Source organism: Sulfurimonas sp. HSL1-2 (assembly GCF_039645565.1).
In the GTDB taxonomy this organism is placed as follows: Bacteria; Campylobacterota; Campylobacteria; order Campylobacterales; family Sulfurimonadaceae; genus Thiomicrolovo; species Thiomicrolovo zhangzhouensis.
Map to the genome: position 1 here is coordinate 1,621,961 of NZ_CP147914.1, position 18,366 is coordinate 1,640,326.

Annotated in this window: 18 protein-coding genes; 10 read left to right on the forward strand and 8 right to left on the reverse strand. The window is 57.6% G+C overall.

All coding sequences use genetic code 11. The annotated features are described in order from the left end of the window. Nucleotides 1-19 precede the first annotated feature (19 nt). The gene (locus WCX18_RS08445; RefSeq protein WP_345987171.1) at nucleotides 20-2,596 is read right to left on the reverse strand and encodes an AAA family ATPase; all 2,577 of its coding nucleotides are present in this window, start codon (nucleotides 2,594-2,596) and stop codon (nucleotides 20-22) included. Between the two features lie 224 nt (nucleotides 2,597-2,820). Between WCX18_RS08445 and WCX18_RS08450 the strand changes: the two genes are divergently transcribed. The 8 genes from WCX18_RS08450 to WCX18_RS08485 are packed head-to-tail and all read left to right on the forward strand — an operon-like array spanning nucleotide 2,821 to nucleotide 9,179. Then, a complete protein-coding gene (locus tag WCX18_RS08450; RefSeq protein ID WP_345987172.1) occupies nucleotides 2,821-4,149 on the forward strand; it encodes a S41 family peptidase in 1,329 nt (442 codons plus the stop codon). After that, nucleotides 4,149-4,865 (forward strand): phosphoribosylaminoimidazolesuccinocarboxamide synthase, encoded by a 717-nt coding sequence (purC, locus tag WCX18_RS08455; protein WP_345987173.1) that lies wholly within the window; start codon nucleotides 4,149-4,151, stop codon nucleotides 4,863-4,865. Before WCX18_RS08450 ends, purC begins: the two co-directional genes overlap by 1 nt. Next, complete coding sequence (purS, locus tag WCX18_RS08460; RefSeq protein ID WP_345987174.1) at nucleotides 4,865-5,107, forward strand: phosphoribosylformylglycinamidine synthase subunit PurS; 243 nt, start codon at nucleotides 4,865-4,867, stop codon at nucleotides 5,105-5,107. Before purC ends, purS begins: the two co-directional genes overlap by 1 nt. Continuing rightward, a complete protein-coding gene (gene purQ, locus WCX18_RS08465; RefSeq protein WP_345987175.1) occupies nucleotides 5,104-5,778 on the forward strand; it encodes a phosphoribosylformylglycinamidine synthase subunit PurQ in 675 nt (224 codons plus the stop codon). The genes purS and purQ overlap by 4 nt, the downstream gene beginning before the upstream one ends. Next, complete coding sequence (locus WCX18_RS08470) at nucleotides 5,778-6,953, forward strand: hypothetical protein (protein ID WP_345987176.1); 1,176 nt, start codon at nucleotides 5,778-5,780, stop codon at nucleotides 6,951-6,953. Before purQ ends, WCX18_RS08470 begins: the two co-directional genes overlap by 1 nt. Further along, the gene (locus tag WCX18_RS08475; protein ID WP_345987177.1) at nucleotides 6,931-7,623 is read left to right on the forward strand and encodes a lysophospholipid acyltransferase family protein; all 693 of its coding nucleotides are present in this window, start codon (nucleotides 6,931-6,933) and stop codon (nucleotides 7,621-7,623) included. The genes WCX18_RS08470 and WCX18_RS08475 overlap by 23 nt, the downstream gene beginning before the upstream one ends. After that, nucleotides 7,620-8,006 (forward strand): fluoride efflux transporter CrcB, encoded by a 387-nt coding sequence (gene crcB / locus WCX18_RS08480; RefSeq protein WP_345987178.1) that lies wholly within the window; start codon nucleotides 7,620-7,622, stop codon nucleotides 8,004-8,006. The genes WCX18_RS08475 and crcB overlap by 4 nt, the downstream gene beginning before the upstream one ends. Before the next feature lie 30 nt (nucleotides 8,007-8,036). Beyond that, a complete protein-coding gene (locus tag WCX18_RS08485) occupies nucleotides 8,037-9,179 on the forward strand; it encodes a DegT/DnrJ/EryC1/StrS aminotransferase family protein (protein ID WP_345987179.1) in 1,143 nt (380 codons plus the stop codon). Here WCX18_RS08485 and WCX18_RS08490 read toward each other — a convergent pair. Both WCX18_RS08490 and WCX18_RS08495 read right to left on the reverse strand, forming a co-directional pair. Beyond that, on the reverse strand, nucleotides 9,176-9,727 hold the full coding sequence (locus tag WCX18_RS08490; RefSeq protein WP_345987180.1) for a YqiA/YcfP family alpha/beta fold hydrolase: 552 nt from the start codon (nucleotides 9,725-9,727) through the stop codon (nucleotides 9,176-9,178). The two genes, WCX18_RS08485 and WCX18_RS08490, sit on opposite strands and share 4 nt — an antisense overlap. 9 nt (nucleotides 9,728-9,736) lie before the next feature. Beyond that, the gene (locus tag WCX18_RS08495; RefSeq protein WP_345987181.1) at nucleotides 9,737-10,051 is read right to left on the reverse strand and encodes a hypothetical protein; all 315 of its coding nucleotides are present in this window, start codon (nucleotides 10,049-10,051) and stop codon (nucleotides 9,737-9,739) included. Between the two features lie 101 nt (nucleotides 10,052-10,152). Between WCX18_RS08495 and WCX18_RS08500 the strand changes: the two genes are divergently transcribed. Beyond that, complete coding sequence (locus WCX18_RS08500; RefSeq protein WP_345987182.1) at nucleotides 10,153-10,836, forward strand: response regulator transcription factor; 684 nt, start codon at nucleotides 10,153-10,155, stop codon at nucleotides 10,834-10,836. Between the two features lie 17 nt (nucleotides 10,837-10,853). On the opposite strand, the gene WCX18_RS08505 is transcribed toward WCX18_RS08500, so the two are convergent. The 4 genes from WCX18_RS08505 to WCX18_RS08520 form a co-directional block, all read right to left on the reverse strand. Beyond that, nucleotides 10,854-11,393, reverse strand: a complete 540-nt coding sequence (locus WCX18_RS08505; RefSeq protein WP_345990789.1) for a histidine phosphatase family protein — start codon at nucleotides 11,391-11,393, stop codon at nucleotides 10,854-10,856. A 28-nt stretch (nucleotides 11,394-11,421) separates the two neighbouring features. After that, nucleotides 11,422-11,811 carry a hypothetical protein gene (locus WCX18_RS08510; protein WP_345969389.1) on the reverse strand — a complete coding sequence of 130 codons (390 nt, stop codon included), beginning with the start codon at nucleotides 11,809-11,811 and terminating at the stop codon, nucleotides 11,422-11,424. A gap of 15 nt (nucleotides 11,812-11,826) precedes the next feature. After that, on the reverse strand, nucleotides 11,827-12,345 hold the full coding sequence (locus WCX18_RS08515; RefSeq protein ID WP_345987183.1) for a PAS domain-containing protein: 519 nt from the start codon (nucleotides 12,343-12,345) through the stop codon (nucleotides 11,827-11,829). A 132-nt stretch (nucleotides 12,346-12,477) separates the two neighbouring features. Next, on the reverse strand, nucleotides 12,478-15,630 hold the full coding sequence (locus tag WCX18_RS08520) for an FIST N-terminal domain-containing protein (RefSeq protein WP_345987184.1): 3,153 nt from the start codon (nucleotides 15,628-15,630) through the stop codon (nucleotides 12,478-12,480). A 160-nt stretch (nucleotides 15,631-15,790) separates the two neighbouring features. Here WCX18_RS08520 and WCX18_RS08525 point away from each other — a divergent pair, with 160 nt between their 5' ends. Next, entirely contained in the window at nucleotides 15,791-17,851 is a 2,061-nt protein-coding gene (locus WCX18_RS08525; protein ID WP_345987185.1) for an ATP-binding protein, read from the forward strand. Between the two features lie 65 nt (nucleotides 17,852-17,916). On the opposite strand, the gene WCX18_RS08530 is transcribed toward WCX18_RS08525, so the two are convergent. After that, nucleotides 17,917-18,288: a response regulator gene (locus tag WCX18_RS08530; RefSeq protein ID WP_345987186.1), complete on the reverse strand. Its 372-nt coding sequence runs from the start codon at nucleotides 18,286-18,288 to the stop codon at nucleotides 17,917-17,919. Nucleotides 18,289-18,366: the final 78 nt, after the last annotated feature.

The window sequence follows — 18,366 nt, forward strand, 5'->3', positions numbered from 1 at the left end:
GGATTGTAGCGCGTCCGGATTAATCGACGGCCACCGTGATCTCGTCGCCCTCGGCATCGAAGACGACCCGGTTCCCCTCCTCGACCTCGCCGCCGAGGATCAGGTCTGCCAGGCGGTCCTCGACGATCTCGTAGAGGGCGCGTTTGAGCGGGCGCGCCCCGTAGACCGGGTCGAACCCGGCCCGGGCGATCAGGCGCTTGGCTTCGTCGCTCAGTTCCAGCGTGATGCTGCGCTCGGCAACCTTCTTCGCAATGGCGGCAAAGAAGAGGTCGACGATCGAGACGATCTGATCCTCGCCCAGCGGGTTGAAGATGACCACGTCATCGAGGCGGTTGAGGAACTCCGGTTTGAACTTGCTGCGCAGTTCGCCCAGTACCACCTCTTCGAGGTTCGGATCCCCCTGCATCGTCATGATCTTGTCGCTGGCGATGTTCGAGGTGAGGATGATGATCGTATTGGTAAAGTCGACCGTCACCCCCTTGTTATCCGTGAGGCGCCCGTCGTCGAGCACCTGCAGCAGCATGTTGAAGACATCCGGGTGCGCCTTTTCCACCTCGTCGAACAGCACGACGCTGTAGGGTTTGCGGCGGACCGCTTCGGTCAGTTGTCCGCCCTCTTCGTAACCGACGTATCCCGGAGGCGCTCCGACCAGCCGGGAGACCGCGTGTTTCTCCATGTATTCGCTCATGTCGAGACGGATCAGCGCCTCTTCGCTGTCGAAGAGGAACTTCGCCAGGGTCTTCGCCGTCTGGGTCTTCCCGACCCCGGTGGGCCCCAGGAACATAAACGACCCGATCGGGCGGTCGGCGTCGGAGAGCCCCGCTTTGTTGCGTTTGATGGCGCGGGCAACGGCATGAGTCGCTTTGTCCTGTCCGACGACATCGCGATTGAGTTCATCCTCGATATGGAGGATCTTTTCGCGTTCGCTCTGGAGCATCTTCGTGACGGGGATCCCCGTCCAGCGGCTGACGATCCCGGCAATGGAGGCTTCATCGACGCTGTTTTTCAGCAGCGTCCCCTCCCCCTGCATCGTTTTCCACTGCTCCTGGAGTTTTTCGACTTCGTCGTTGAGCTGCGGGATCTTGCCGTACTCGATCTCGGCGGCCTTGTTGAACTCGCCCTGCTGCTTGGCCTGCTCCGCTTCGCGGCGTTTCGCCTCGATCTCACCCTTGATGGCGGCGATGCGTTCGAAGACCTCTTTTTCCCCCTGGTACTGTGCCTCGAGCGTGCGTTTCTCCTCGTTTGCATCCGCCAGCTCTTTTTCGATCTCCCCCAGACGCTTCTCGTTGGCCGGGTTTTCGTCCATCTTCAACGCCTCTTTCTCGACCTGCAGCTCCTGGATCTTGCGTTTTGCACCGGAGAGCGCATGCGGCTCGGACTCGATCTGCATCTTCAGCTCCGCCGCCGCCTCGTCGATCAGGTCGATCGCCTTGTCCGGCAGGAAGCGGTCAGAGATATAGCGGTCGGAGAGTTTCGCCGCCGCCACCAGTGCCGCGTCGGTAATGGTGACGTTGTGGTGCGCTTCCAGGCGTTCCTTGATCCCGCGCAGGATCTGCAGCGCCTGGTTGATGGAGGGCTCGTCCACCGTGACCGGCTGGAAACGGCGCTGGAGGGCCGCGTCTTTTTCAAAATACTTGCGGTACTCCTTGAGCGTCGTCGCCCCGATGGTGTGCAGCTCGCCCCTAGCCAGGGCCGGTTTGAGGATGTTCGCCGCATCCATACTCCCCTCGGAAGCCCCCGCACCGACAATGGTATGGATCTCGTCGATAAAGAGAATGACGTTGCCGCTCTTTTTGACTTCGTCGATGACCGCCTTGAGACGGTCCTCGAACTCACCGCGGTACTTCGCCCCGGCAATAAGCGCGCTCATATCCAGCGCCACGACCTTCTTGTTCTGCAGGGAGAGCGGCACCTCCTTATTATAGATGCGCTGCGCCAGCCCTTCGACCAGGGCCGTTTTACCGACCCCCGGCTCGCCGAGCAGGATCGGGTTGTTCTTCGTTTTACGGATGAGGATCTGCATCATGCGCTGCACCTCCTCGTCGCGGCCGATGACTGGGGACAGCTCGCCCGCCGCCGCCTGTGCCGTCAGGTCGATCCCGTACTTCGAGAGGCTCTCGAGGTTCTCATCCGCCGTCTGGCTCTCGATCTTCTGTCCGCCGCGCATCGCCTCAAACGTCTTGCGCAGTTCCGTCTTGTTGACGTATTTGGCCAAAATCGTTCCGAACGGTTCGCTCTCAAGGTTACCGAGAATGAAACTGTCGACGGCCATATAGCTGTCGCCGTTGCGCGTCATCTCCCCGACGCCGCGTTCAAGCGCCTGCACGAGGTTGCGCGAGATGCGCATGTTCTCCTTGCTCACGCCGCTGCTTTTGGGCAGCTTGTCCGCGGCGCTTTTGACGTCGAGCTCGATCGCGCTTTTATCGACGTTCATTTTCCGCAGGGCCTGGTTCAGTACGGTGTCGCTGTTGGTGAGCAGTGCCCAGAGCACATGCACCGGCTCCACTTCGTTGTTCTGGTTGTGCAGTCCCAGCGAAAGGGCCGATTCGATGGTCTGCGTCATCTGATGGGTCAGTTTTTCAAAAATCGTATTCATATCATTCTTCCTTTGTTAGGATTGGGCTACTTGACTGGAATGATTATAGCATCTTTAGTCAAGTAGTGTCAACTATAGTTGATATACATTGACTAAGGCTTTATAAATTCAGCCGGTCACCTTCTGCACATTTTCTCCAAACGCCACGGCCTGCATGCTTTTATTTTACTATTGTTTGACTATAATAGACGCTCAAAAATCGCGAGACCGGAAAGCAGCAGAAAATGAAAAAGAAAAAGATGATGGCGATGGGCTTTCTCACGGCAACGGCGGCCGTAGCCCTGACCTATTCCACCGCCCTCCTCGCCGACGCACCCAAAGAGGGTACACCGACGGTTGAAGCTTCCCGCCTCCAGGCCCTGGCGAAGTTCACGAAGGTGCTCAGCATCGTCGAAAAATACTATGTCGACGAAGAGAGCATCGAGACCCTCATGAACAAATCCATCGAGGGGATGATGGGCAAGCTCGACGCCCACTCCTCCTACCTGAACCAGAAGGGCTTCAAAGACCTCCAGGTCCAGACCAAAGGGGAGTTCGGCGGCCTCGGCATCACCGTCGGCATCAAAGACGGCGCCCTCACCGTCATCGCGCCGATCGAAGGCACGCCGGCGGACAAAGCCGGTCTGCAGGCCGGCGACATCATTCTCAAGATCGACGACACGCCGACGCTCGACATGGACATCGACGAAGCGGTCAACCTGATGCGCGGCAAGCCGAAAACGCCGATCGACATCACCATCGTCCGTAAAGGCGAAACGAAACCGTTCGTCGTCAACATCATCCGCGACATCATCAAAATCCAGTCCGTCTACGCCAAAACGATCGGCGACGACATCGTCTATCTGCGCGTCACCAGTTTCGACCAGAAAGTCGTCGACGGCATCTCCAAGGCGATCCGTCAGCATAACGGCGAAGCCAAGGGCTTCATCCTCGACCTTCGCAACAACCCCGGCGGCCTGCTCGACCAGGCCGTCGGCCTCGTCGACCTCTTTGTCGACAAAGGGGTCATCGTCTCCCAGAAGGGTCGTGACGAACGCGAAAACAGCGAGTACAGCGCCCACCATTCGGCTACTCTGACGGAGAAGCCTCTTGTCGTTCTCGTCAACGAGGGGAGCGCCTCCGCCTCCGAGATCGTCAGCGGGGCACTGCAGGACCACAAACGTGCCGTGCTGGTCGGCAAAAAGACCTTCGGAAAGGGCTCCGTCCAGGTGATCCTGCCCATCAGCGATACCGAAGCCATCAAGCTGACGGTCGCGCGCTACTACCTGCCGAGCGGCCGTACGATCCAGGCGGTCGGCGTCACCCCGGACATCATCGTCGATCGCGGTATCGTCCCGAAAACCGACGACGACGAATTCGCCATCAAAGAGGCCGACCTGAAGATGCACCTCAAAAGCGAACTGCAGAAGATCGACGGCAACACCACCGATCCGGAAGCGGACGACAAAACGGACACCAACATCATTACGGAAAAACAGGTCAACAACGACATCCAACTCAAAGAGGCGATTGACATCCTCAAAGCACTTATCATCGTGAAAGGAACACATTAATGGAAAAACGCGAATTGCTGTATGAAGGCAAGGCAAAAAAACTCTTTACAACGGACGATGCAAATCTGCTCATCTCCGAATTCAAAGACGACCTGACCGCTTTCAATGGCGCCAAAAAATCGAGTGAGGCGGGCAAAGGTGCCCTCAACAACAAGATCTCGACGGAACTCTTCAAACTGATCGAGTCCAAAGGCGTCCCGACACACTTCGTAGGTATGCTCGACGACAACCACATGCTGCACAAGCGTGTCGACGTTATTCTCATTGAAGTCATCGTCCGCAACATCGCCACCGGGAGTCTGAGCAAGAACCTCGGTATCGAGGACGGCAAAGTGCTGCCGTTCACCCTCGTCGAATTCGACTATAAAAACGATGCGCTCGGCGATCCGAAGCTCAACGACCAGCATGCCCTGATCCTCGGCCTCGTCGACTACCAGGACGAACTGGACAAGATCCGCCGTATGGCCCGCCAGATCAACGACATCCTCAAGCCCTACTTCGCGGAGAAAGGCCTCAACCTCGTCGACTTCAAACTCGAGTTCGGCAAGGACAAAGAGGGCAACATCATCCTCGTCGACGAGATCAGCCCTGATAACTGCCGTTTCTGGGACATGAAAACAGGCGAAAAAATGGATAAAGACCGTTTCCGCCAGGGCCTCGGCGGGCTCAAAGTGGCCTATGAAGAAGTTCTGAATCGCATTTTGGGAGTAAAGTAATGAAAGCAATCGTCAACGTATTTTTGAAGCAGGGTGTCCTGGATTCCCAGGGCAAAGCCGTCCACCACGCACTGGACTCACTCAAATTCGACGGCGTCAACGATGTCCGCGTCGGCAAGCAGATCGTCCTTGACCTCACGGCTGCCGATGAAGCGAGCGCCAAAGCAGAGGTGACCGAAATGTGCGAATCCCTGCTGGCCAACACCGTCATCGAAGATTACGCCATCGAGATCGTCTCATGAAAGTCTCCATCATTCAGTTTCCCGGAACGAACTGCGAGTACGATACGCAGTACGCTTTCGAAAAGCTGGGAGCGACGACGGAGATCGTCTGGCACAAAGAGACCAGCATCGCCGCTGACACCGACCTGGTCGTCGTTGCGGGCGGTTTCAGCTACGGCGACTACCTGCGCAGCGGTGCCATCGCCCGCTTCAGTCCCGTCATGCAGGCCGTCGAGGCCCATGCAGCACGCGGCGGAAAAGTGCTCGGTATCTGCAACGGTTTCCAGGTCCTGACCGAATCGCGTCTGCTGCCGGGTGCGTTGAAACGCAATGAGCACCTCCATTTCATCTCCCGCCACCACCACCTCAAAGTCGTCGGTAATGAGAATACCTTCCTGCAGAAGCTGAACAAGGGCGACGTCGTGAACATCCCCATCGCCCACCACGACGGGAACTACTACATCGATCCGGAGGGCCTCAAGGCGCTCTACGATAACGACCAGGTCCTGCTGCACTACTGTGACAGCGAAGGCAATGTCAGCAACCCCAACGGTTCCGTCGATGCCATCGCCGGTGTCTGCAACGCCGACAAGAACGTTTTCGGCCTGATGCCGCACCCCGAGCGTGCCATGGAATCGATCCTCGGTTCCGCGGACGGCAAAGCGATGCTTGAAGGGTTCTTCGCTTCGTAATGCGTTCGTTCCTACTGCTCCTCTGGCTCGGTACCTTCGGCCTCCTGCAGGCCGCCACATTCGTGACCGACATCCCTGAGACCGTCATGCCTTTCGGCATGCAGGCCGAAGAGGCGGACCAATCGGCGGAAGTCGAGAGCGACGCGATCTCCGTGGAAGAGGAGGCGTCTGGCACACGGCATCTCTACGCCACGCTGGTCGAAAAACCCGAGCGCCTTTTCAAGGGTGAAATCGTCTCCATCCTCATCCGTTCCGTCATCACGACCGATCTCTTCGACGGCCTCTCTTACCGCTTCAGCGGCGGCAGCGGCCTCGAACTCCTCAGTGATACCCCAGAACGTGAAGCGCACGATCACACCTACTTCGACCGCTTCTATTTCAAGGTGACGGGGAAACGCGCCCTGCTGCCCGACATCACGCCTGTACTGACCCTGGGCTACGGTGAAGAGGAGAGCTCCGAACCGTTGCAGGGCGGTGCCGTCGAGGCGACGGTCCTCAACCCTCCGCAAAACTTCTGCGGCATTCTGGCCGACCGCTTCACCGTGACACATGTGAAGACCACCGTCTACGACAAGGCGAACAACATCATCGTGATCTCCGCCGATGCCAACCGCAGCGACCTGGGGGCGTTCCACCTTCCCCAGGCCGGAAAGCAGGATTTCGAATCGTTGCAGAAAGATCCGCACTTTGCGTCGATGAGCTACTATGCCGTGCTGCCCAAAACGATGGAAGTGCTGCGTTTCCAATATTTCAACCTGCAGAGCAAACGGTACGAACGCATGAGTATCCCGATCGAGGTGGATGACGATCTCGTCTCGACGACGAGTGACATCAACCCGGTCGAGCACGGGCACGTCACCCAGAAAACCGTTGTTTTCCTCGTCGTGTTCGGGCTCTTCTTCCTGCTCGCGCTCTGGAAACGCTCCTGGACGCTGCTCGCCGTCGCCGTTGCCGCGGGAGGCTATGCCGCATGGCTCAACATTCCGCTGCAGCAGGTCTGTATCAAAGAGGGATCGCCGATCTACCTCCTGCCGATGCGCAACGCCACGGTCTTCGAGATCGCCCCGACGCGCTACCAGTTGAACGCCGAAGGGCATATCAAGGGGTATACGAAAGTTCGCCTCCAAAACGAGCAGATCGGTTGGGTCAAGAATGAAGATACTTGCGCGGATTAACTGGGTTTACAGCACCCTCGTCATTTTTACGGGGCTGCTGCTTAAAATCCTGCTCTACCCTTTCGTCCCCCGCCCCTATGCTTCTAAAATTTCCGCCTGGTTTATCCGGACACTGATCTTCGTCCATGTGCGTGAAATCGGTACTCCCGATCCCGAGGCGCAGATGTATATCATCAACCACCAGAGCGAACTCGACATCGGTGTCATCGAGAGCGCGACAAAGCGCGAGCTCGCCTGGGTCGCCAAAAAAGAGCTCTTCGAAATCCCCTTTTTCTCGCTGGCTGTCCGCCTCTCCCGGGAAATCCCCCTGGAACGCGAAAGCAAAAGTGCGCTTGTCGCCCTGCTCAAAGCGGCCAAGGAGCGGATTGACGACGGGCGTATCGTCTGTATCTTCCCCGAAGGCACCCGTTCGGAAAGCGGCCGGATGCGCCGCTTCAAACCCGGGGCGAAACTGATCGCCGACAAGCTCGGCCTGACGGTACAGCCCGTCGTGCTGATTCATACCGCCCGATTTTTCAGTACCAAGCGCATGACCGCCGCACCGGGCGTCATCACAGCGGTCTACCTGGAGAGCGTCCGGGCGGACAAAAACGACAAGAAATGGCTGGAACAGCTGCAGCTTCGGATGCAGGAAACCTATGACCGTTACGAACAAAGGAAAAAACCATGAGCCTTGCCACCCTGCTCGCCATCGGAAGCGGCGGTTTTATCGGCGCCGTTCTGCGGGCATACCTCAACGGGCTTATCTCCCATCGTGTTCCCCATGACCTCCCCTTCGGCACCCTCGGCGTCAACCTGATCGGCAGTTTCATCATGGGAATCCTCGTCGCCTATTTCATGTACACGACCTACTTCTCGCTGCACGTCAAATCCTTCCTCTCGACGGGGATCCTTGGGGCTTTGACGACCTATTCGACCTTCGCGATCGAGAGTGTCATGCTGCTTAACGGCGGTCACCTTGCCCTGGCGGCCGCCAATATCGGGCTGAATGCCCTGGGAACCGTCTTCATGGCCGGAGCTGGATTCAGACTGGCATCGGCCTTCGTGCGCTGAGCACGGGGTATATTGATTGAAAGGAAGAGTATGCACAGCAACACCGTACGCTATATCCGTAACCTTTTCAGAAGCAGCGGGGCGGTTCCCCTGCATGCACCGCGTTTCGTGGGGAACGAAAAGAACTACCTCGGCAGCTGTATCGAAAGTGTAGAGGTCTCATCGGAGGGCGAATACGTCGAACGGTTCGAAGGGATGGTCAGCGAATACTGCGGGGCCCGCCATGCCGTTGCCTTCAACGCTTCCGAATCGGCGATGCGCGTCGCCCTCGTCCTGGCGGGGACGGGTCCCGACTGCGAAGTCCTGACCCAGCCGCTCGCCCACGCCATGACGGCCAACACCGTCGACAGCCTCGGTGCTGAGCCCATTTTCATCGACGTCGAACGCAAGACGATGGGCATGGACCCGGACCGGTTGCGCGAGTTCCTTGCCTACAACGCAGAAGTCCGCGATGAGGGGTGTTTCAACCGCCGCACCCAACGCCGCATCACCGCCTGCGTTCCGGTCCATATTCTGGGCTTTCCCTGCCGCATCGATGAGATCCGGACCGTCTGCGACGAGTACGGCATCATGCTTATCGAGGATGCAACGGAGGCCTTCGGATCGTCGTATAAAGGGACCATGGCAGGACGTTTCGGCCACTGCGGTATCTACGGTTTCGAAGGCCATAAGATCGCCACATGCGGGGACGGCGGCGTGCTCGTCTGTGACGACGAGGCCTTGGCGGAAGCGGCGAGAAGCACCGGTACGATCCCCTATCTTTCCGATGCGAAGGAAGCAGCCCAGGGGCGTTTCAGCTGCCGTATGTCCAATCTGAATGCGGCGGTCGGCTGTGCCCAGATGGAGCATATGAAAACGATCGTCACCAAACAGCGCGATCTTGCCCGCCGCTACCAGGAGTTCTTTGCCGACTACGAAGAGGAGGAGGAAGTCAAGCTCTTCCGGGTGAAAAAACAGAGCGAGCCCAACTGCTGGCTCAATGCCCTGCTCTTCGAAGCGCCCGAAGACCGCGATGCCTTTTTGGATGCGACGAATGCCGAAGGGGTCGCCACGAGCGCCCTCTGGCCGCTGATCAGCGACCTGCCGCGTTTTTGCGAATGCGCCGGCACGGATGCGGACAATGCGCGCTGGCTCCAGGCGCATATCGCCACCCTGCCCAGCGGGGTGCGCTAGGCATCGCGGTAAAACGTTTCGATCCGTTCCAGGTACGCCCCCAGATTTTCAAAACGGTGATTTCCGCCCGTTTCCACCACGACCTCATACCCTTCGTAAACGGCCTCGGCCACCTTGTAATCAAGTAGCTCGTCCCCCGTCTGCAGCAGGACCAGCAGCCGTGCATCCGGCAGCCGCATCGTCTCGGCAATGCGTGCCAGCTGCAGCAGGTACTCGCTTTTCCATTCAAAGGGTTCCCCGCTGCACCAGAACGTATTGGTGCCCACATACGGCGCCAGGGTCTGGTAGGGATGCACGGAGGGGTTGATCAGTACGGCATCGAGCCCAAACTCGCTGCTCAGCGCCGTCGCATAGAAGCCGCCCAGTGACGAACCGATCAAGAGGGAAATATCATACTGCTCGATCACACGGCGCAGTGCCGCCATGGCGGTGTCCGGTTCGACCGGGACATCGGGGGAAAGCACCTCGGTTTCACCGAAATGCGTCTTGAGCAGGCGGGTTTTCGTCGAATCGCCGCAGCTGGCGAAGCCGTGGATATAGAGGATCATATTCACTCGTCACCCATTGCCCAACAGCGCCCTCACTCCGGAAACCTCTCCGCTGGACCTGAAGGTCTCTTCCAGGACGGCGAACACCCGGCCGGCGTCACTGTTGCCCATATTCATCACAAGCCCCTTCAACGCATGCAGCGAGTGCGCCACCCGCTCGGCGTCCGGCGGGACAACCGCCACCAACGCCTTGAGCTGCAGGAGTTCCTTCCGCAGGTCCCTCGTGCCCGCCTCAAGCAGCGCATCCACCTGCGCAGCGTCCAGACCGAACGCTGCGAAATGCGTCCGTGCCGTCGCCAATGTGTCGGTGATCAATTGCTCCATTTTTCCGTTCCTTCCGATCTGTTGGGGACAGGCTACCCCAGGATGAATTAAATCACGTTAAAGCATGTGCAACAGCTGCTTCCCATACTCTTTTTATTATAATGACGCTCAAAATCGTCCGGGAAGACGCTACGAAAGAGAGTGCCATGCTGAACATTATCATTGCCGACGACCATGAAATCGTCCGCAGCGGGCTGATCATGCTGATCGAGCAGCAGGAGGGGATGTCCGTGGCGGACAACGCCTCCTCCTTCGATGAGCTGATGGCCTGTCTTGCACGCAGGGCATATACCCTGCTGATCCTCGATCTGAACCTCGGGGACAAAAACGGCATGGAATCGATCGAAAGCGTCAGTGCGCGTCACCCCGAACTTCCCATCCTCGTCCTCAGCGCCTATCCAGAGGACCCTTATGCCCTGCAGGCGTTCCGGGCCGGTGCCTCTGGCTACCTCAACAAAGCCGTCATCGGCGCCGAACTCGTGCGGGCCATCCAGACCGTGGCCAAAGGCAAAAAATACATCAGCCCCACCCTGGAAGAGAGCATGCCCTACGGCACCGATCTCGGCAAGCAGGAAAAGGCGATGACCGCCGCGCTCTCCAAACGCGAGCTGGAGGTACTCTCCTTTATTGCACGGGGCAGCTCTTACAAGGAGATCGCCGCGGAACTGGGCGTCAGTCCCAAAACCGTCTCCACCTACCGGACCCGTATCCTGGAGAAGCTGAACCTCTCCAGCACGACGGAACTGCTCCGTTTCGCCTTCGAACACGATATCGCAGCCTACTGAAAACAGGACGGCTGCGCTTACCCGTTCCGGTCGAGCACGGCCCGGATCTGGTTGGGCAGATAGTACTTGAACTGCTTCGGAAAGATGAAAAAGTCGATGTCGCCCTTTTGTGTTTCCAGCCCCTGCCAGTCGTCGATGTCGAACCGCATCGCCACGACCCCCATCGACGGGATCTTTGAGACATGCTCTTCTGTCAGCATATTCGCGAATGCGGTCAGCTGCGGGTTATGTCCGATGACAAAGATCGTATCGGCGTCATCCTCCTGCAGCATGACGGTTTCGAGTATCGTCTCCGGCGGCGTCAGGTAAAGTTCGCTCAGGTAGAGCAGCGGCCCTTCAAAACCGACTTTTTTAGCCAGCCTGTCCGCACTCTCCTGCGCACGAAGCGCACTGCTGGAGAGGATGAGATCGGGCACGATCCCGCGCAGCAGCAGGTACGACCCGATCGTATTGATATCCCGGTATCCCCTGTCGGTCAATCCGCGCTCAAAATCGCTCGCGCCCGGCTCTTCCCAGTCGGATTTCGCATGATGAATCAGATATAGCGTTTTGATGATATTGCCTTCCGAAGCCCGAGACGTCTGCTTAGATGCGCCCCAGCTCCTGTGACATGGTCTTGGCCGCTTTATCCATGATCATTTTTGCCAGCGCGACGTTTCCGTCGTCACGGAAAATGGCAAAGACGTTGATCTTCGCGAAGTTGTCCTGGCCGAACTCCCCGGCACTGTTGATCAGGAAGACGTGACCGTCGTGGGTCTTCGCCTCGATGGAGGAAGCTTCGCTGAAGCCGACGTCCAGTGAGGACTCGGTCACCATACGGAAGGCGTCATTGAAGATACTGGCCGAATAGGGAATATCCGTGCCCGTATGGTCATTGTCGATATAGAGGGTCTCACCGGAGTAGTTCAAAACGGCCGAACCGAGGTAGCCGTTCACCGCGCGGAGTCTCTGCATGGATTTGTCGAAATCGATCATTGTCTGTCCTTCTTCTTATTTGTTCAGCGACTGCATGAAGTCGTTGAATGTGTCCGCGCTCTGGCCGTTTTCGGCAAGAAAATCCAGCAGCGCTTTTTCGGAAGCCTCAACACCCTCGCTCTTTTCGATCTCAAGCAGCTTCGCATAGAGCGGGAGGATGACGTCCCGGGCCTTCTGCGTCATACGGCGGCGCGTCGAAACGTAGTTTCTGAATGAGCCGTCCGGGTTCTTGGCCATACGGACCTGGGCAAGTACGAGGTAGTATCCCCCGTCTTTACAGAGGTTTTTGACAAACGCATAGACGTCTTTGCCCGCTTTGATGTTCTCCCAGAGGTACTTGAAGATCACTTTCGGCATATCGGGATGGCGCAGGATCGCATGCGGCTGATCCAGCAGGTCGCCCTGCGAGTAACCGGAGATCTTCATAAAAATCGGGTTGGTGTAGGTGATTTTCCCTTCGGCATCCGCTTTGGATACGATCATATCCACGTCGGTTACTTCATGTTCCGCATCGGTCGGTGTCGGTCTTTCCATTATCTGGCCCCTTCGTTATTTTTTCACGGGGCAATCTTAACGGAAAGGCACGGTCGGAATATGTAGGAAATATCCTACAGGCGAATCGGGAGTGTAGGGATGCCTCTCAGGCGTGGGTGGTTCGGCGGAGGGTCAGGAGTATTGCCGGAGCACGGCCTCGAGCTTTTTCTCTTCGAGCGGCTTGGTGAGGTAGCCGTTCATGCCGCTTTGTAAAAACTTCTCCCTGTCGCCTTCCATGGCGTTCGCCGTCAGCGCGATAATCGGAACGCTGCTGCCGAGTCTCTCCCGGATGCGGCGGGTCGCATCGAGGCCGTTCATCACGGGCATATTGACGTCCATCAGGATCAGATCGAACGCCTCTTTCTCCATTTTGTCAAGGACCTCCTGCCCGTTCTCGACGAAGACCGCGTCGATGCCGTACTGCGACAGCAGCAGCTGGACCAGCAGGCGGTTCATCTCCAGGTCTTCGGCGACCAGTACTTTCATCCCGCTGTTGACCGCCTGCTCCGCACCTGTGTCTGCCGTTTCGCTTTCGTCCGCCTCCGTCAAAGCTTTGGATGCGGCATCGTACGATGCCAGCATGAGATCAAAATAGAAGACCGTCCCTTTCCCCTCTTTACTGTACAGTTTGAGTTCGCTGCCCATGGCCTCGACCAGGGAGGCGCAGATACTCAGTCCCAGACCGGTCCCCCCGAACTCCCGTGTCGTCGACTCGTTCGCCTGGGTGAAGGGGCTGAAAATGCGCTCCTGTTTCTCTTTCTGGATGCCGATCCCGTTGTCTTCGACAACAAAACGGACGAGCTGGCCCTCTTTGGGATGGATTTCGAGGACCTCGGTGCGCAGCTGCACCTCACCCGATGCCGGCGTGAATTTGATGGCGTTGGAGAGCAGATTGATGATGATCTGCTTCAGGCGCGTCGGGTCCCCGAGTACGACCGCATCCATCTCCGGGTCAAACCGGCTGGCGTAGTTCAGCTGCTTCTGAAGCGCGGCGGGCTGCATCAGGGAGAACGCGGTATTGAGCTCCGCGTATAGGTCGACGGGGATATGCTCAAGCACCATGTGGTGGCTCTTGATTTTTGAAAAATCGAGGACGTCGTTGATGATCTCGAGCAGGGTCGCCGAGGAGCGTTCGATAATGTCGAGATACTCCAGCTGCTGGGCATTCAGACCGCTCTTTTTCAGCATGCCGGTGAATCCGAGGATCCCGTTCATCGGGGTGCGGATCTCATGGGACATATTGGCCAGGAACGTCGCCTGGGCCTCTTCGGCCTTCTCGGCCTGGATACGCGCCTCCTCCAGCTCGGTGACGTCGTTGAAGGAGCAGAAGATGTACTCATCGTTTTCGAACTTCACCTGTCTCGCCCTCACCGAAAACGTACGGACGGTCCCCTCCCGGTCCTCCATCAGCGCCTTGTGGATCCGGTTGGGTTCGTCCAGGAGCTTTTGGTACCACGACCGTCTTCCCCCCGCACTGAGGAAACCCTCTTTGGGGATAAAGAGGGAATTGATGCAGCGCTTGGAGTTCATAAGGTCATCAAGGTCGTCAAAGGGGAAGAGCCTGAAAAAGGTCTGGTTCACCTTTTCCGTGACGCCGTTGCGGATGATGAGAATGATACTTTCGTCGTTGTTGAGCAGTTTCTGCGTAAAGGTATGCTCGCGTTTGTAGGCCAGCTGCGTCTCGATCAGGTCGGTGATATCTTCCCGGATCGCGAAAAACTCCGAAATCCTGTTCCGTTCATCGTGCAGGGGGATAATGGAGCTTTTGACGTAATAGTCGGTGCCGTCTTTGCGGCGGTTCGCAAAACTGCCGTGCCAGATCTGCCCCGCGGTAATCGTATTCCACATCTCTTCAAAGAGCGAATCGGGGGTATTCGGGCTGCGGACAATATTATGCGACTGCCCGATCAGTTCACCGCGCGTGTAGCCGCTGATCCGTTCGAAGTTCGGATTGACGTAGGTAATGATGCCGTTCCTGTCCGTTTTGGAAACGATCAGAACGTCATTGATGCCGTCAATATGCTCCTGCAGGCTCCTTTTTGCCGCCGCCAGCGACCGGGACTGCTCTTCGAGTGCTTTCGTATTGTAATCGATGAGATGAAACACGGCCTTTTCGCCGGCATTGACGGCCCGCTGCTGCTTCCGCCCGCCGAGCGGGCTGTCAAACCGTTGATTCTGCGTTCCCTTTTCGCGCAGGAAGAGAATCGTCGAAGTGATGTTGAGCAGCTCCGCCCCCGACGCAGAGGAATAAAACTCCCCGTAGGTAAAAAATCCGCACGCGGGGGCAAAGGAGTCGATCTTGTCCAGTGCCACCTCAAGCTGCTTGCCCAGGAACTGTTTCCGGCCCGAACAGGAGTAGATGAATGCCGCCTGTAGCGTCTGTGCTTCGCTGGGGATCGTCTCCCCGGGGATGTAGCTGTTGACAAGATCGGCACTGCCGATGCCGAACTGTACACGGTCCCCTACGCTCAGATTGCCGGCATAGAGGACGCTCCCGTCTTCGAACGCCCCGATCATGGAACGGGCGATCGGGATCCCGCCGCTCTGCTTGATGAGGGGGAATCCCATTGCCGATGCGGGAAGCTCCCGGACGACGGACTCTCCGAGTACCTCCCGGTAGAGTTCGATCGTGGCCTCTCCGTCAATGGTATAGACCCGGTTCTTCTCTGCGCGGGTGATCGTCATCTCTCTGCCGACGGGGCGCCACCCCATATTCAGATCCTGAAATACCTCCAGAGACTCCCCGATGAGCGCGACACCGACCGCCCCGCCTTCAAAAACGCGCTCCTGGTGGATGGTATAGGTGTGCTTGAAACGCAGCAGGTCCCCTGCCATACCGCCTGCAATCGGGATGTTGTTGCAATTGGCGGCGCGGAAAGCCTCCAGAAAATCACTGCCGTGCTGAATGCCGTCGGCAAAGGTGATGATACAGCGGACATCGTCCTTGCAGAGTGCCTCCCCGAGTTTTTTCCCGAGAGAAAACGACTCCGTATCAACATCAGAGACGGCCAGGATGTGGCTCTTCTCAAAGACGGAAATACCCAGCACCGTCTGCTTCTCCGTCATCACGCCTCCGACGATCTCCCCCACCGTCGATGCGCCGATCAGCGTCGCATCGGGCAGCACCGATAGCACCGTCGCCGCGATCCCGCTGACAGCCTCCCGATCCTCAATGGAGGAGAACATCTGCACAAGAATCGTCTTGGCCTCAAGATCAATACCCGTCTCCGCAAGTGCTTTTTCGAGGCTCTCTTTGTCACTGTAAATATGGTTAAACTGTATCATTTATTGCGCTGTTTCTCAATGTGTCTTTTTATGTATTGTCTCAATTGTATCACGAAGTGTAGGCATTTTCCTACAGTTTTCCCTGCTGCCTTTTAACTATAATCCGTCTCAAAGCTTCCGGGCCGTTCCGCCCGTACACGCCATTCAGGAGGGGATACCGATGAAAAAATTCAACAGCGGCGAATTCAAAGCACTGCTCCAGGAGACGACGCGCCGGATCGAGGCCGCAGAGGACAACCGGCAGATCAACGCCGTCACCGAAACGCTCGTCACGACGCTGCTGGATTCGGAATTCGCCTCGCTCTGGGTCTTCGACGAGATGGAAGCATCCCTCAAACGCGCCCGCGAAGCGGACCAGGTGTGCGAGCTATCCATGCTGGACCAGCACGGCGTCCTGGCCAAAAGTTTCCTGACCCTGACCGGGGGGATCTACAACTACCTCGCCAGCGAGAAAGAGTATGCTCCGGAAACCGATAACCCCGACGAGATCAGGATGAAATCCAAGATCATCCTGCCGCTGATGAACGACGAACGTCTGCTGGGCATCGTCACGGCCTACTCCTCGGTACGCCACAAACAGAACTTCGACGAGGACGACATGGAGATGCTCGAAGCGATCGCGCCCTTTCTCGTCAACGTCATCTACCGTATGTACCCGGAAAAACAGACGGAAGATGCCCCCGAAATCTATCTCAGCGAGCGCCTCAAAGAGAGTTCGAATGCGGTCAGCCGACAGGTCGAGGCGAGTGAACGCGCGCAGCCGACGACGGCCGCTCCCGACGAGACGCTCATGTTCCTGGCCAATACGGTCCACGATATCCGGACCCCGGCCAATGCGCTTTTCGGGTTCCTGGAGCTGCTCGAAGGTCAGGTCGACAACGCCCGGCTGCTGCAGTACGTCCGCAACGCCAAAGAGAGCGCCCGCTTTATCAACGAGCTGACCACCTCCATCCTCGACCGCGTTTCGACGCAGCGCGAACGCACACTCTCAACGCCCGTACGGATCACACCGGCAAAGTTCTTCGCCGATATCGCCGATATCTTTTCGGCGAACATGTCGGACAAGGCGCTCTGCTACCTCATCTACATCGATCCCGCACTTCCCAAGGAGATCAGCGTCGATGCCGCCAAACTCAAACGGGTCGTCATGAACCTCATCGGCAATGCCTACAAGTTCACCCCGACCGGGAAGTCCGTCGAGCTGGCCGTTGTTTACGACCAGAGTGCCGGAACGATGAGCGTGGCGGTTACCGATACGGGAATCGGGATCGCCGAAGAGCACCAGCAGGCGATCTTTGAAGCCTTCAGACAGGCGACGGACGACACGGCCGCCACCTTCGGCGGCACCGGCCTCGGCCTCGCCATCAGCGCCCAGTACGTCCACGATCTCGGCGGGGAGCTGGCACTTGAGAGCGAAGTGGACAAAGGGAGCTGCTTCTTCTTCACACTGCCGCTGCAGGCCGTCAATACGGCTCCGAGCTTCGCCCCGGTCCAGAACCCGCAAAGCAAGATCGCCATCCTCATGGACGAGCCCAACCTGCCGACCAGCAGGAATATCATGCGCTACCTGCTGCGCATGGGGCTCCCGAAATCCAATATTGTCGCGATCCGTTCCGTCATCCAGGCGCCTTCCGACACCACCCACCTCATCGCTTTTCAAAGTAAATTCGATGAGCAGGTGGTCGCTTATGCCAAAACGAACAGCCTGCCTCTGACGGTGATGGAGGAGCGCTTCCTCTCCATGACCAAAACACAGAACACGGCGGAGGTCGACGTCATCTCGCAGTACGGCTACTATGCGAGCAGGCTCCATGCCATGCTTTCAAGCCGCAGCATCCCCAAAGTCCTTGTCGCCGACGACGACCGCATCAACATCGAACTGATCAAAGCGATCCTCGAAGAGGAGTTCTGCACGATCGAAACGGCCCAGGACGGCCAGAGCGCCATCGACCTGCTCGCCAAAGGGATTCTGGAGAACCAGCCCTTTACCCTGCTCCTTCTCGACAACCATATGCCGAAGATTTCGGGTAACGACGTCATCCGGGAGTTGCGGGCCATTGAAAAACAGCACGACCTCCCTTCGGCCTATGCCGTCTCCATTTCGGGGGACCCGAAAGCCAGTGCTTCGGACAACCCCCACTTTGACGCCTATGTCGGGAAGCCCTTCAACAAAAAAGAGATCAAAAAGGTGCTCAAAGCGGCAATGGCCGCACGGGATTAGGTTCGGCCGGAGAAAGGATACGTCTGAGGGAATGTATTTCGCCTCGGGAAAGATAACGGCTGCGTCTACAGTTGGAGCAGTCGGCGGACATTTTCTTTATAGACGGCCGGCAGGATCGGTTTTTTGAAATACGCGTCGAAGTAGGTGTGGTCCTGCTCGAACTTCTGGGGATAGATCGTCAGCGCGGCAATGCGCGTCTGCGCGTTTTTGGCCTGCGCCGCCTTGGCGATCTCGATGCCCGTACCGTCAGGCAGGTTCATGTCCACGACCATGGCATCGTAATCGTTCTGCGCGATTTTCGCAAGCGCTTCGCGGACGGAGTTCGCCGAATCGATCAGGATCTTCTGCTTGATCTCTTTGGAGAGGGCATCAATGACTGTCGATTCGAATTCGACGATAAAACCGATATCATCCACGATCAGAATACGTTTACTCATTGGGTATGCCTTGTAATTTTTTAGGCATTGTAGCGGAGCGGGCCGCTCCTTTTCTGTAGGTATTTTCGTACAAAACGG

Bases quoted from the DNA above. Each gene is read 5' to 3' on its own strand.
- WCX18_RS08530 (WP_345987186.1), bottom strand. From the start codon at position 18,288: ATGAGTAAACGTATTCTGATCGTGGATGATATCGGTTTTATCGTCGAA.
- WCX18_RS08450 (WP_345987172.1), top strand. From the start codon at position 2,821: ATGAAAAAGAAAAAGATGATGGCGATGGGCTTTCTCACGGCAACGGCG.
- WCX18_RS08445 (WP_345987171.1), bottom strand. From the start codon at position 2,596: ATGAATACGATTTTTGAAAAACTGACCCATCAGATGACGCAGACCATC.
- WCX18_RS08515 (WP_345987183.1), bottom strand. From the start codon at position 12,345: ATGGAAAGACCGACACCGACCGATGCGGAACATGAAGTAACCGACGTG.
- WCX18_RS08495 (WP_345987181.1), bottom strand. From the start codon at position 10,051: ATGGAGCAATTGATCACCGACACATTGGCGACGGCACGGACGCATTTC.
- WCX18_RS08520 (WP_345987184.1), bottom strand. From the start codon at position 15,630: ATGATACAGTTTAACCATATTTACAGTGACAAAGAGAGCCTCGAAAAA.
- WCX18_RS08490 (WP_345987180.1), bottom strand. From the start codon at position 9,727: ATGATCCTCTATATCCACGGCTTCGCCAGCTGCGGCGATTCGACGAAA.
- crcB (WP_345987178.1), top strand. From the start codon at position 7,620: ATGAGCCTTGCCACCCTGCTCGCCATCGGAAGCGGCGGTTTTATCGGC.
- WCX18_RS08475 (WP_345987177.1), top strand. From the start codon at position 6,931: ATGAAGATACTTGCGCGGATTAACTGGGTTTACAGCACCCTCGTCATT.
- WCX18_RS08485 (WP_345987179.1), top strand. From the start codon at position 8,037: ATGCACAGCAACACCGTACGCTATATCCGTAACCTTTTCAGAAGCAGC.
- WCX18_RS08525 (WP_345987185.1), top strand. From the start codon at position 15,791: ATGAAAAAATTCAACAGCGGCGAATTCAAAGCACTGCTCCAGGAGACG.
- WCX18_RS08510 (WP_345969389.1), bottom strand. From the start codon at position 11,811: ATGATCGATTTCGACAAATCCATGCAGAGACTCCGCGCGGTGAACGGC.
- WCX18_RS08500 (WP_345987182.1), top strand. From the start codon at position 10,153: ATGACGCTCAAAATCGTCCGGGAAGACGCTACGAAAGAGAGTGCCATG.
- WCX18_RS08470 (WP_345987176.1), top strand. From the start codon at position 5,778: ATGCGTTCGTTCCTACTGCTCCTCTGGCTCGGTACCTTCGGCCTCCTG.
- purC (WP_345987173.1), top strand. From the start codon at position 4,149: ATGGAAAAACGCGAATTGCTGTATGAAGGCAAGGCAAAAAAACTCTTT.
- purS (WP_345987174.1), top strand. From the start codon at position 4,865: ATGAAAGCAATCGTCAACGTATTTTTGAAGCAGGGTGTCCTGGATTCC.
- purQ (WP_345987175.1), top strand. From the start codon at position 5,104: ATGAAAGTCTCCATCATTCAGTTTCCCGGAACGAACTGCGAGTACGAT.